The organism is Pantoea sp. X-Soil-TKNS-1211, from assembly GCF_059730495.1.
In genome coordinates this window covers 4,140,316-4,153,245 of sequence record NZ_AP035953.1, presented here as the reverse complement: position 1 = coordinate 4,153,245, position 12,930 = coordinate 4,140,316, and the positions used below count along the sequence as shown (strand labels likewise).

At 57.0% G+C, this 12,930-nt stretch carries 12 protein-coding genes; 8 read left to right on the top strand and 4 right to left on the bottom strand.

Features of this window, described 5'->3' with window-relative positions:
* Positions 1–95 precede the first annotated feature (95 nt).
* Complete coding sequence (locus AC6I8W_RS19615; protein WP_497836332.1) at positions 96–911, top strand: sugar phosphate isomerase/epimerase family protein; 816 nt, start codon at positions 96–98, stop codon at positions 909–911.
* Here the strand turns inward: AC6I8W_RS19615 and AC6I8W_RS19610 are convergent.
* From AC6I8W_RS19610 to AC6I8W_RS19600, 3 genes are all read right to left on the bottom strand, one after another.
* On the bottom strand, positions 908–1,513 hold the full coding sequence (locus tag AC6I8W_RS19610; RefSeq protein ID WP_497836331.1) for an alpha/beta hydrolase: 606 nt from the start codon (positions 1,511–1,513) through the stop codon (positions 908–910). The genes AC6I8W_RS19615 and AC6I8W_RS19610 overlap by 4 nt on opposite strands.
* An 11-nt stretch (positions 1,514–1,524) precedes the next feature.
* Positions 1,525–2,466 (bottom strand): glutathione S-transferase family protein, encoded by a 942-nt coding sequence (locus AC6I8W_RS19605; protein ID WP_497836330.1) that lies wholly within the window; start codon positions 2,464–2,466, stop codon positions 1,525–1,527.
* A 99-nt stretch (positions 2,467–2,565) separates the two neighbouring features.
* Positions 2,566–3,465 carry a LysR family transcriptional regulator gene (locus AC6I8W_RS19600; RefSeq protein ID WP_497836329.1) on the bottom strand — a complete coding sequence of 300 codons (900 nt, stop codon included), beginning with the start codon at positions 3,463–3,465 and terminating at the stop codon, positions 2,566–2,568.
* A 125-nt stretch (positions 3,466–3,590) separates the two neighbouring features.
* Here AC6I8W_RS19600 and AC6I8W_RS19595 point away from each other — a divergent pair, with 125 nt between their 5' ends.
* Complete coding sequence (locus AC6I8W_RS19595) at positions 3,591–4,706, top strand: GNAT family N-acetyltransferase (RefSeq protein ID WP_497836328.1); 1,116 nt, start codon at positions 3,591–3,593, stop codon at positions 4,704–4,706.
* Here AC6I8W_RS19595 and AC6I8W_RS19590 read toward each other — a convergent pair.
* The gene (locus AC6I8W_RS19590) at positions 4,703–6,535 is read right to left on the bottom strand and encodes an ABC transporter ATP-binding protein (RefSeq protein WP_497836327.1); all 1,833 of its coding nucleotides are present in this window, start codon (positions 6,533–6,535) and stop codon (positions 4,703–4,705) included. The genes AC6I8W_RS19595 and AC6I8W_RS19590 overlap by 4 nt on opposite strands.
* A 63-nt stretch (positions 6,536–6,598) precedes the next feature.
* Between AC6I8W_RS19590 and AC6I8W_RS19585 the strand changes: the two genes are divergently transcribed.
* The 6 genes from AC6I8W_RS19585 to kdpA all read left to right on the top strand — a co-directional run bounded on the left by AC6I8W_RS19585 (position 6,599) and on the right by kdpA (position 12,925).
* Positions 6,599–7,105 (top strand): GNAT family N-acetyltransferase, encoded by a 507-nt coding sequence (locus AC6I8W_RS19585; RefSeq protein WP_497836326.1) that lies wholly within the window; start codon positions 6,599–6,601, stop codon positions 7,103–7,105.
* Between the two features lie 325 nt (positions 7,106–7,430).
* Complete coding sequence (locus AC6I8W_RS19580) at positions 7,431–8,825, top strand: MFS transporter (protein ID WP_497836325.1); 1,395 nt, start codon at positions 7,431–7,433, stop codon at positions 8,823–8,825.
* Positions 8,806–9,765 (top strand): 2-hydroxyacid dehydrogenase, encoded by a 960-nt coding sequence (locus AC6I8W_RS19575; protein ID WP_497836324.1) that lies wholly within the window; start codon positions 8,806–8,808, stop codon positions 9,763–9,765. The genes AC6I8W_RS19580 and AC6I8W_RS19575 overlap by 20 nt, the downstream gene beginning before the upstream one ends.
* A gap of 116 nt (positions 9,766–9,881) precedes the next feature.
* Entirely contained in the window at positions 9,882–11,048 is a 1,167-nt protein-coding gene (locus tag AC6I8W_RS19570; RefSeq protein ID WP_497836323.1) for an HD-GYP domain-containing protein, read from the top strand.
* 108 nt (positions 11,049–11,156) lie between these two features.
* A complete protein-coding gene (gene kdpF, locus AC6I8W_RS19565) occupies positions 11,157–11,246 on the top strand; it encodes a K(+)-transporting ATPase subunit F (protein ID WP_497836322.1) in 90 nt (29 codons plus the stop codon).
* On the top strand, positions 11,246–12,925 hold the full coding sequence (gene kdpA, locus AC6I8W_RS19560) for a potassium-transporting ATPase subunit KdpA (RefSeq protein ID WP_497836321.1): 1,680 nt from the start codon (positions 11,246–11,248) through the stop codon (positions 12,923–12,925). Before kdpF ends, kdpA begins: the two co-directional genes overlap by 1 nt.
* Positions 12,926–12,930 lie beyond the last annotated feature (5 nt).

The window sequence follows — 12,930 nt, the reverse complement described above, 5'->3', positions numbered from 1 at the left end:
AAATAACCTTTAAGAGGTAGATACTGGTCAGAGTTCTGTGCGTGTGACGCACAGAACGTTTCACCGATTTATCCGGACGATTAAGGAGCACGTTGATGAGTAGTCACCCCAAATTCCTTAACCTGGTGTTGTTAAACGGTGAGCCTGAAGAGAAATTGCGTGCAGCGCATCAAGCAGGCTTTGATCAGGTTGAAATCTGGCGTGAAGATGTACAGGCCAGCGCACAGGGTACTCTGGCGTTGGCGCAACTGGCCGCTCAGCAGCAGCTTACGTTTACTAACTTGCAGGTGTTACGCGATTTTACCGGTGCGCCGGATCGTGAACGTCAGCAAAAACGCGAAGAATTGCGTCAGTTTATTCAGGTCGCGCAGGCATTGGGTTGCGACACCATTCAGGCACCGGCTACCACGCGCGAAGATTGCCTCGCGGAACGTATCGATGAGGATTTACAGTGGATGGCGTCGGAAGCTGCGCGTTACAAAATGCGCATCATGTACGAACCGATGGCGTGGTGCAGCGTTGATAACACCCTGCCGCTGGCGTGGGAGAGGCTGCAACGGCTGGATCAACCGAACATTGGTCTGGTGGTCGATCTGTTCCACATCTGCGCGCGCGGTGGTGACGCTTCACAGCTGGACGGTATTCCCGCCGATCGCATCTATGAAGTGCAGCTGTGTGATATGGCCGCGCTGCCGCCGCAGAATAACGACGCCATTATCGACGTGGCGCGTCACCAGCGGTTACTGCCCGGTGACGGCATCATCGAAGTGGAGCGTTTTGTCGATAAGCTGAAAAGTGCCGGTTATAACGGTCCGGTCGGCATTGAAGTGTTTAACGACACGTTAAAAGCGCAGCCACCGGCCGTGGCGGCGCAACAGGCCTGGACCGCGCTCAATCGCTATTGGCCTTAATCCTGTAAGCATTGCGCGATAAAGGCGGCCGCCTGCATCGCGCCCTGCGACGAAATGGTATGCCCGGTAGCCGGTTCAAAGCGCGTTTCCAGTGTCACGCCCGCGCTTTTCAGACGCAGCGCGGCGGATTCGCTCTCGGTCCACGGAATCACGCCATCAACGTGACCGTGAATCAGCAGTGCAGGCGTCAACGGCTGCGGCGTCAGGGCACCATCGAACGCCAGACGACCGGAGAACGCTACCACGCCCGCCAGCGGATGGCGGCCCGATGCCAGCGCATCCAGCGCCATAATCGACCCCTGCGAGAAGCCCACCAGAATCACTTTATCCCAGGCATCGGCAAAGCCATGCTGTGCCATCAATTGTTGCAGCGTGGTATCAAACGCGGCGCGCGCTTCACGTACCCGTGCCGGACGGTTTTCCACCGTGACGCCATTCAGGCTAAACCACTGATAACCCATGCCGTGTTCAAACGGATAAGGCGCATTCGGTGAGGCGAACGCCACATCCGGCAGCAGGCTGGCCCAATGCTGGCCGAGCGCCGCCAAATCGTCACCATTGCTGCCGACGCCGTGCAGAAAAATCACTAACGCTTTTGCCATCTTACCGCTCCTTAAAAACCGTATTCCGCCATATCCGGGCCAACCGGCACGATACCGTTCGGGTTCAGCGCCTTGATGGAATAGTAGCCCTGTTTGATATGGTCGATATTCACTGTCTGACGGACGCCGGACACCGACAGCATACTCTTCAGGTAACGATTGAGCAGCGGATAGTCGCGCAGGCGGCGCAGGTTGCATTTGAACAGGCCGTGATAGGCTGCGTCAAAGCGGATCAGCGTGACAAACAGACGAATATCGGCTTCGGTCAGGCGCTCACCCAACAGGAAGGTGCGGCCATCGCTCAGTCGCTCCTCCAGTTCATCTAATTGGCTGAAGACATCCTGAAACGCCTGCTGATAGCTGATTTGTGTGGTGGCGAAACCGGTGCGATACACGCCGTTATTCAGACGCGGGTAGATCGATTCGTTGATCGCGTCGATCTCGCTGCGCAGATCCTGCGGATAAAGATCGAGGCTGTTATCGGCGAGATCGCCAAAGCCGCTGTTCAGCATACGCAGGATATCGGCGGATTCGTTATTCACGATGGTCCCGGTCTTTTTATCCCACAGCACCGGCACGGTGGCACGGCCAGTGAAATCGGCGGCGGCGCGAGTATACAGTTCGTGCAGATATTCGGCGTTGTTCAACGTATCGCGGTCGGCTCCGGGATAATCACCAAAATGCCAGCCCTGGTCGCCCAGCTGCGGTTCCACTACCGACACGCTGATCACCTGTTCCAGCCCCTTCAAATTGCGGGCAATCAGGGTACGCGAGGCCCACGGACAAATCAGCGCCACATAGAGGTGGTAGCGATCCGGCTCGGCGGCAAACTCGCTGGAACCATCGGTGGTAATCCAATGGCGAAAACTGGATGTCTGACGGACAAAACCGCCTTGTTTATCGGTGGCCTGTACCGGATGCCACTCTGCGCTCCACTTACCGTTTACCAACATCGCTCTGCTCCTCTGTGGTGATGTTGGTTAGCTTAACCCGCTGCCGGAAGGGTGATAATCCGGGCAAAATGGCTTTCATTGCTTCCAAAATGGAAGGAATCAGCCCGGTGGGTAATGGCGGAAATGCTCGGCGAGGAAATCAATCAGCAGACGGGTCTTCTGCGCCAAATGGCGGGCAGGGGGATAAAGCGCAAACAGGCCGAGCGGTGGGGTGGCGAAGGCATCCAGCAGCGACACGATCTCACCGCGTTGCAGCGCGGGTGCGGCTATAAAACCCGGCAAGCGCGCGATACCCAGCCCGGCCAGCGCTGCCTGTAAACAGGCCTCGGTATTGGAAAAACACAGGCGACCGCGAATCGGCATATTGACGCTATCACCGCAGGGGGTGACGAACGGCCAGTGCCAGGGATCGCGAAAATTGGTGTCGCTGATACATTGGTGCGCCGCCAGATCGCGCCAGTGCTGCGGTGTACCGTGTTGCTGGAGATAACCCGGCGAAGCCGCCACGCGTACCGCCACATCGCCGAGGCGGCGGGCAATCAGGCTGCTATCATCCAGCTTGCCGATGCGAATCGCCATGTCGAACCCTTCATCGACGATATTCACCGCCCGGTCGGAGAAGTTCACGTCCAGTTCGATTTGCGGATACGTTCGGGCAAACTCCACCAGCACGCTGGCAAGCACGGCGGTGCCAAAGGTGCCGGGGGCGCTGATTTTCAGCCGTCCGGTCGGGGTGGTGGCACTTTCGCGCACCGTGGCATCAAGGGTATCGAAGGCTTCCAGCAGGCTTTTTACCCGTTCGTAATAAGCGCGGCCCACTTCGGTGGGTGACAGCGCGCGCGTGCTGCGTTTAAACAGCTGCACACCCAGCTCCTGCTCCAGTCTGGATACCAGTTTTGACGCCTGGCCGCTGCTGGTACCAAGCCGTGCGGCGGCACCGGCAAAGCTACCGACTTCCAGCACGGCAACAAACATACGGTCACAATCAAGACGATCCATGGCGCTTCCTGATGGCAAGCAAATGCCGAGTATATAACGACTGTACATTCGGTGCGCTGCACCTTTCCCCCGGCGGCAAAACCTGTTTGACTACAGGTTCGCTTTTATCAGGCCGGGAGCCGTGGATGTCCTTGCTTCACCTGTCATCGCTGGCGGAGATTAACGCCGCCGTGTGGGATGCATTGTTACCTGACGATCAACCGTTTTTACGCCACGCTTTTCTGCTGACGCTGGAAGAGAGCGGCAGTCTGCGGCCAGAAAGCGGCTGGCAGCCTGATCACCTCATCTGGCGCGAGCAGGGCGAGCTACGTGCGGCGCTGCCGGGCTATCGCAAACGCAATTCGTGGGGCGAATATGTGTTTGACCACGCCTGGGCGGATGCCTGCCAGCGGGCGGGTATCCCTTATTATCCCAAATGGCTGGGGGCGATTCCGTTCAGCCCGGTGACCGGCGCACGCCTGCTGGGTGATGCCGCGCCACTCATCGCGCAGTTACCGGATTACCTGCATCAGCACGGGTTGAGCAGCGCCCATATTAACTTCACTACGCCGCACGCCAATGCCTTGCTTGAGCAGGCACCGGACTGGCTGGCGCGCCTCGGTATGCAGTATCACTGGCACAACCGGGGCTACCGCGATTTCCAGGATTTCCTTGATACCCTGATGTCGCGTAAACGCAAACAGCTGCGTAAAGAACGCGAGCAGGTGGCGAGCAATGGCTTTGCTTTTGACTGGTATCGTGGCGATCAACTGCGTGAAGATCAGTGGGATTTTGTGTACACCTGCTACGCCAATACCTATGCGGTGCGCGGCCAGCGTCCCTACCTGACGCGGGAGTTCTTCAGCCTGCTGGCCGAACGTATGCCACACAGCATTCGGGTGTGCATCGCTTCACTACAACGGCAACAGGCGGCGATGGCGTTCTGTCTGGTGGATGGCACGACCTTGTATGGCCGCTACTGGGGCTGTCTGGCGGAGTTTGACCGGTTGCACTTCGAAACCTGTTTCTATCAGGGCATGGATTACGCGATGGCCGAGGGATTAGCGCGCTTTGATGCGGGCGCGCAGGGCGAGCACAAACTGGTGCGTGGCTTCGAGCCGCAGATCACCCATTCGTGGCACTATCTCAGCCATCCGGGGTTACGGGCGGCAGTGGATGATTTTCTGCAACAGGAACGGGCAGGGATCCGCGCCTGGGAGGTTGAGGCGCGCGACGCCCTGCCGTATCGACGCGGCGATTAATCCACGCCGACAAAGCCACCGGTCTGATGCTGCCACAGGCGCGCATACAAACCGTTGTGTGCCAGCAGTTCGCGGTGGTTACCCATCTCGACAATCTCTCCTTGCTCCAGCACCACCAGGCGATCCATTTTGGCAATGGTGGAGAGGCGGTGGGCGATGGCAATCACCGTTTTGCCCTGCATCAGCGTTTCGAGGCTCTCCTGAATCGCTGCTTCGACCTCCGAATCCAGTGCCGAGGTGGCTTCATCCATAATCAGAATCGGCGCGTCTTTCAGCAGCACGCGGGCGATGGCGATACGCTGACGTTGCCCTCCCGACAGCTTCACGCCGCGCTCACCGACGTGCGCATCCAGCCCGGTGCGCCCCTGCGGGTCAGACAGCAGCGGAATAAACTCGTCGGCGCGCGCACGACGAATCGCCTGCATCAACTCCGCTTCGGTGGCATCCGGGCGGCCATACAGCAGGTTTTCGCGAATCGAGCGGTGCAGCAGCGAGGTGTCCTGGGTGATCATGCCAATCTGACCACGCAGGCTTTCCTGGGTGACGTTGGCGATGTTCTGGTCGTCAATCAGGATGCGGCCGCCATTCAGGTCATACAGTCGCAGCAGCAGATTCACCATTGTCGATTTACCAGCACCGGACGGGCCGATCAGACCAATCTTCTCACCCGGTTTGATGTTGAGGTTGAGGCGATTGATCACCTGGCGACCGCCGCCGTAATCGAAGCGCACATCCTCGAAACGGATCTGACCGCGTGTTACCTGCATTTTCTGCGCGGCGGGCGCATCCTGTACGCTGAGCGGCTGGGAGATGGTGCTCAACCCATCCTGCACCATGCCGATATTTTCGAAGATGCCATTCACCACCCACATGATCCAGCCAGACATGTTGACCAGACGGATCACGAGGCCGGTTGCCAGCGCAATCGCGCCGACGCTAATCAGCGACTGGCTCCATAACCATAGCGCCAGACCGGAGGTGCTGACGATCAGCAGACCGTTGAGGGTCGACAGCGTGATATCCATGCTGGTGACCATGCGACTGGCGTGTTGAGTTTTGTCGGTTTGCTCCTGAATCGCTTCGCGTGCATAGCGTTTTTCCAGATCGTTATGAGCGAACAGCTTAATGGTGGCGATATTGGTATAACCATCGACAATGGTGCCCATCAGCTTCGAACGTGCCTCTGAAGACACCACCGAACGCTGTTTCACGCGTGGCACGAAGAAACGCAGCGACAGGCTGTAGGCGACCAGCCAGATAATCAGTGGGATCATTAGCCGCCAGTCGGCCTCGGCAAACAGCACCAGTGAGGTGATGGCGTAAATCAGCACGTGCCAGATGGCATCCACCAATTGCACTGCCGAATCACGTAGCGAGTTGCCGGTCTGCATAATGCGTTGTGCGATGCGGCCAGCAAAATCGTTCTGGAAGAAGTTCAGACTCTGACGCAGCACGTAGTTATGATTTTGCCAGCGGATCAGGCTGGTCATGCTGGGGCTGATACTTTGATGCACCAGCAGGTCATGCACGGCAATCACAATCGGTCGCAAAATCAGCGCGACCACCGCCATCCACAACAGAATCGGCCAGTTATCACTAAACAACGTGGCCGGGGTTGAGTGGTTAACCAAGTCGATAATGCGGCTGAGGTAGCTGAACAGGGCCACTTCAATCAACGCCTGTGCCAGTCCAACAATCAGCAGGGCGAGAAAACTTGGCCAGACCTGACGCAGATAGTAGAGATAAAATGGCCAGACTGTGGAAGGGGGCGAATCCGTTGGTGCATCCTGGAAAATATTGATAAAACGTTCAAAACGGCGATACAGCATAGCGTCACTCTTTCCGTCTCATTGAATCATTCAGCTTAGTGTAATTTTCAGGAGAATAGCGATATGGATTTGATTATCCGTGGCCGTGAACCGCGTGATGCGGCGGCGTACCAACGACTGTACAGCCAGCCGGAGGTCTATCAATGGACCACGCAACTGCCCTTTCCCAGTGTCGCCACCTGGGAGAAGAAATTCGAAAAAATGGATGCGGACGGCTATATCGCCTTTGTGGCAGAAATCGATGGCAGCATGGTGGGGGAGCTGACGCTGTTTGTTGAACATCGGCCACGTACTCGCCACGGCATCAGCTTTGGCATCAGCGTCGATCCGACGTTCAGTGGGCGCGGCATCGGTGAAAAACTGATTCGTACCGGCATGGATTACGCTTTTAACTGGCTGGGCGTACAGCGTATTGAACTGGAGGCGTTTCACGATAACCAGCGCGCGCTGCGCTTGTATCAGCGTCTCGGTTTTCAGCACGAAGGGGTGCGGCGTAAAGCCTGCCTGCGTAATGGGGAGTACCACGATATCGTGGTGATGTCGGTGTTGCGGGAAGAGTGGGCGCAATAAATTGCGCTGCTACCGATCACACCGATCCATAGCGGCGCGATTTTTTATCTGTTAGCCTGCTCATAGTTGCATAAAAAATGATTTTCTTCGATCTGGCGCACACTCCCGGCCTTTGCTGTCGGGAGATTTAGGGTTCTGTGCAGCACCGCACCCTCCTTTGTGGCATATGTCAAAACGGCGGCAAAATTCCCCGTGCAATTCCCCCATCCGCACAATGACCACGCCATGCCCGGCTCTCTATATTTCCTCAACAGGGAAAATTAAGCGGTATTCCTGAACACATCATTTCGGGGCAGGAAGCTCCCCTGATTAAGGAATTCACCCTATGTCACAAGAGAAAATCGCTGGCCGCACCAGTCATGTACGTATCTGGATGCTAATGCTGATCCTGTTTCTTTCTGTCGTGGCCTATGCCGACCGCTCGATCTTGTCGATCTCCGGTTCGGCGATTAAAGAGGAGTTTGGGCTTTCGGCGATCCAACTGGGACTGATCCTCTCCGCCTTTAGCTGGGCCTATGTGATCGGTCAAATTCCCGGTGGTTTGTTCCTCGATCGTTTCGGCACCAAAAAAGTCTACGGCGTAACGCTGGCGCTCTGGTCGCTTGCCACTATTGCGATGGGTTTTGTCGGCGAGTTTTCCAGCGGCATGGCGGCGGCACTGACGCTGATGTTTACGCTGCGTTTTATCCTTGGCCTGATTGAAGCACCTAGTTTTCCGGCCAATGCGCGCGTAGTGATCATGTGGTTTCCCAGTGCTGAACGTGGGCGGGCCTCGTCGTTATTTAGCTCGGCGCAATACTTTGCCGTGGCGATCTTCTCACCGCTCTCCGGCTGGCTGGTTTCGCGTTATGGCTGGGAGTGGCCATTCTTTGTGTTGGGTGGCATCGGCGTGCTGGCGGTGTTTGTCTGGGCTGCTTACATGCGCAGTCCGAAACAACATCCGCAGGTGTCGGAAAACGAACTGCGCCATATCGTTGATGGCGGTGCGTTGGTAGATATCGATGCTGTTCAGACGCTCAAAGCCCGTCCGACGCTGAGCAAAGCGATGTTCACAAAGCTACTCAGTAACCGCATGCTGTGGTGTGCCTATATCGGCCAGTACTGCATCATCGCGCTGAGCTACTTTTTTATCACCTGGTTCCCGATTTACCTGGTGCAGGCGCGTGGGATGAACATTCTTGATGCCGGGTTTGCCACCATTGCCCCGGCGTTGTTTGGTTTTGTCGGCGGCATCAGCGGGGGCTACATCTCGGATAAGCTGCTGGCTCGCGGCTGGAGCATCTCCTGGGCGCGGAAAACACCCTATATCGTCGGCATGCTGATGGCGGCGACGTTGATTCTGGCGGCGGTGATCCCGAGCAACGTCGGCATCATCGCCATCATGTCCTTCGCCTTCTTTGGCAAAGGGATCGCCGCCGGCGCGGGGACATGGACGGTGGTCAGCGATACTGCGCCGAAAGAAGCAGTGGGCCTGGCCGGTGCGATCTTTAACGGCATCGGCAATATCGCGGGTTTTCTCACTCCGCTGCTGTTCGGCATCATCGTTGGCGTCACCGGTAGCTACAGCATCGGCCTGGTGTTTGTGGGCGCGCACTGCGTGGTCGCGGCCTTACTGTTCTGGCTGGTGATGGGCCCCATCGAACGTATCGGCGAGGAGCAGGAATCTGGCGTTACATCGTATGAAAAACAGGGGAAAGAAGATGGCATCAACGCAGTTTAAGGTATTGATGAAAGGTCCATTATTGCCGGCACGCTTGCAGGACAACCTGGATGCGCAGTTTACCACTTACCGCTTGTGGCAACAGGATGATCAGGCCGCCTGGCTGGCGCAACACGGCGCGGAAATCGATGCACTGGTCACCAGCGGCAACGCGTTGATGGGGGCCAGCGCTGAGTTGATGGACCAGTTGCCCAACCTGAAGGTGATTTGCAGCAACGGCGTGGGTTATGACGCCATCGACACCGCTGCCGCCGAGGCGCGTGGCATTGTGGTGACCAATACTCCTGGCGTGCTCAATGCCTGCGTGGCTGACACCGGCATGGCGTTGCTGCTGGATGTAGCGCGCCGTATCAGCGCGGCAGATCGCTACACACGAGCAGGGCAATGGCCGAACCAGGGACGTTATCCGCTCACCACCAAAGTGGGCGGTAAGGTGTGCGGCATTGTTGGATTAGGCGGTATCGGCAAAGAACTGGCGAAGCGCGCGCAGGCCTTTGATATGGATATTCATTACTTCAACCCGCGTTCGCGCCCGGATGTGCCTTACATCCGTCATGACTCGCTGATATCACTGGCACAGCGATCGGATTTTCTGGTGCTGACGCTACCGGGCGGCGCGGCGACCCATCATCTGGTGAATGCCGAGGTACTGCGCGCGCTGGGACCGAAAGGCTTTCTTATCAACATCGCCCGCGGCAGCGTGGTGGATGAACAGGCGCTGATCGCCGCGCTGCAAGCCGGTGATATCGCCGGTGCCGGACTGGATGTGTTTGAACAGGAGCCTGCCGTTCCCGAGGCATTGCGGCAGCGGGATGATGTGGTTATCACCCCACACCTCGCCAGCAGCACCGAGGAGACAATGGCGGCGATGGCGGATTTGGTGTTTGAAAACCTGCTGGCCTTTGCACAAGGCGAAGCGGTGCTGACCAGGGTGGTTTGACAGAAGTAGCGGCGCGATTTATCGCGCTATCCCCCAGATCGCACAAAACCGCCTGAAGATATTTTGTTCAGCTGCCGATATCTCTCTACCATCCACTGATATTAAGGAGAGATATCGTGATAAAGCTGATAACCGTTGACGAACTGCGGCCGGGGATGTTTGTCCACAAACTGGAGGTGTGGTGGATAAAAGACAAACGCATTCGCAACCAGATGCTGATCACTGATAAACGCCAGATCGCCTGGATCCGTAACGAAGGGATCCTTGAAGTCTGGATCGATCTTGATAAATCGGTGCAGGCACCACAGAAAACACCTGAACCGAAAAAAGAGATTCCGCAAACCCCGTTTTTTCACGAAATTGACGAGGCGCAGGCGATCTTTACCCAAGGAAAACCCCAGGTGCTGGCGATGTTCAATGAAGCACGCCTCGGGCAGAGCCTTGACCTCAATTATACCCTCAACCTGGTGGACGAAATCGCCGGCTCGTTGACGCGTGAACCCACCGCGTTACTTAGCATGGCGCGCTTGAAAAACCATGACGATTACACCTATCTGCACTCGATGGCGGTGTGTGGCCTGATGATTACGCTGGGTAAAAAACTCGGGCTGGATGAACAACAGCAGCGGCGCGTGGGTATGGGCGGATTGTTGCATGACGTTGGCAAAGCCGCCGTGCCGTTGGAGATTCTCAATAAACCTGGCAGGCTCACGCCGGAAGAGATGGCGGTCATGCGGCAGCATCCGATTGTCGGGGCGCAAATCCTGATGGAAGCCGATGCAGATGAGGATTTGCTGGATATTACGCTGCATCACCATGAAAAACTGGATGGCAGCGGCTATCCACATGGCCTGAAAGGGGAAGAGATCAGTCTTTTCGCGCGTATGGCGGCGGTGTGTGACGTGTACGATGCCGTGACCTCCGATCGCCCCTACCGTAAAGGTTGGACCCCGGCTGAAGCGATGCACAATATGCTGAGCTGGCGCGGCCACTTCGACACCAGATTGCTGCAAACCTTTGTGCGTTCCATTGGCATTTATCCGGTGGGATCGCTGGTGCGGCTGGCCTCCGGGCGCGTGGCGCTGGTGGTGCAGGCGGGGGAACAATCGTTGCTGAAGCCAAAAGTGCATGTCTTCTGGTCGCTACATGCGCAGCGGGAAATCAAGCCTGAGGAACTCGATCTCGGCGATAGCTTCTGTACCGACAGCATCACCGGTGCCGAAGACGGCAGCATGTGGCAAAACATCGATCTCAATCGAATCTGGGCGTTGGAAAGCGCCTGATTTTCACCCATTTTTATACTTTTTTTACGCCTGCCTTTCGCCTTTTTACCTCTTCTTTATACCGCCACGCGCATGCTTGCAGCACAACCAAATCCTCTGGAGGTCGCTGTGAGTATGGGCGTGATAACCGGCATCGTGCTGGTGTTTTTATTACTGGGCTATCTGTTTTATGCGCTGCTTAACGCGGAGGCATTCTGATGGCTGCCAATGCATTTCTGTTGATCGCGGTGTTTCTGCTGGTGCTGATGGTGCTGGCGCAGCCGCTTGGACGTTATCTGACGGTAATGATTAACGATAAACCGCTGCTACCAAGTGCCGAACGTGCGCTGTGGCGCGTGGTCGGCGCGGAAGATGAAGCGATGCGGTGGCCGCATTATCTGCTGGCGATCCTGTTGTTCAACATTCTTGGCTGTGCCCTGTTGTTTGTGATCCTCATGACTCAAGGCGCATTGCCGCTTAACCCTCAGCATCTGCCCAGTCTGAGCTGGGACCTGGCACTGAACACCGCCATCAGCTTTATCACCAACACCAACTGGCAGGCTTACGGTGGTGAAAGCACCATGAGTTACTTCAGCCAGATGGCAGGTTTGACGGTACAAAACTTCCTGTCAGCAGCGACCGGGATTGCGGTGGCGTTTGCGCTGATTCGTGGGTTTGCCAATCGTTCACTGGCGACATTAGGTAACGCCTGGCGCGATTTGACCCGCATCACCGTTTATGTGCTGCTACCCATCAGCCTGTTGCTGGCACTGTTTTTCGTGAGTCAGGGCAGTATCCAGAATTTCGAACCTTACCACGCCCTTACCACCCTGGAAGGTGGAAAACAGACTCTGGCACTGGGCCCCGTTGCTTCGCAGGAAGCCATCAAAATGCTTGGGACCAATGGCGGCGGTTTCTTCAACGTTAACTCCGCACATCCGTTCGAGAACCCCAATGCCCTGACTAACTTCGTGCAGATGTTGAGTATCTTCCTGATCCCGGCGGCGCTGTGCTTCGCGTTTGGTCAGCAGGTGGGCGATCGTCGTCAGGGGCATATGTTGCTGTGGGCGATGACGCTGATGTTTGTGCTGGCGGTGGTCACGGTGATGTGGGCTGAGCTGCGCGGCAACCCGCACTTCCTGACGTTGGGTGCTGACAGTGCCATCAACATGGAAGGCAAGGAGACGCGCTTCGGCATCCTCAACTCCAGTATGTTCGCGGTGATCACCACGGCGGCCTCCTGCGGTGCGGTGAATGCGATGCACGACTCCTTCACTGCGTTAGGCGGCATGGTGCCGATGTGGCTGATACAACTGGGCGAAGTGGTGTTCGGCGGTGTAGGGGCCGGGTTGTACGGCATGCTGCTGTTCGTGCTGCTGGCGGTGTTTATCGCGGGCCTGATGATCGGTCGTACCCCGGAATTCCTCGGTAAAAAAATCGATGTCTGGGAGATGAAGATGACTGCGCTGGCGATTCTGGTGACGCCGACGCTGGTATTGCTCGGCACCGCGCTGGCAATGATGACCGACGCGGGCCGGGCTGGCATGGCCAACCCCGGCACCCATGGTTTCAGCGAGGTGCTGTACGCCGTCTCCTCGGCTGCCAACAACAACGGCAGCGCCTTTGCTGGATTGAGCGCCAACACGCCGTTCTGGAACTTGCTGCTGGCGGTCTGCATGTTCGTTGGTCGCTTCGGCATCATCATCCCGGTGATGGCGATTGCCGGTTCGCTGGCGGTGAAAAAAGTGCAACCGGTGGGCAATGGGACGCTGCCGACGCATGGCCCGCTGTTTGTCGCCCTGCTGATTGGCACCGTGCTGCTGGTGGGCGCACTGACTTTCATCCCCGCACTGGCGCTCGGTCCGGTGGCGGAACATCTGCAATTAATTCAGGGATAATGGAA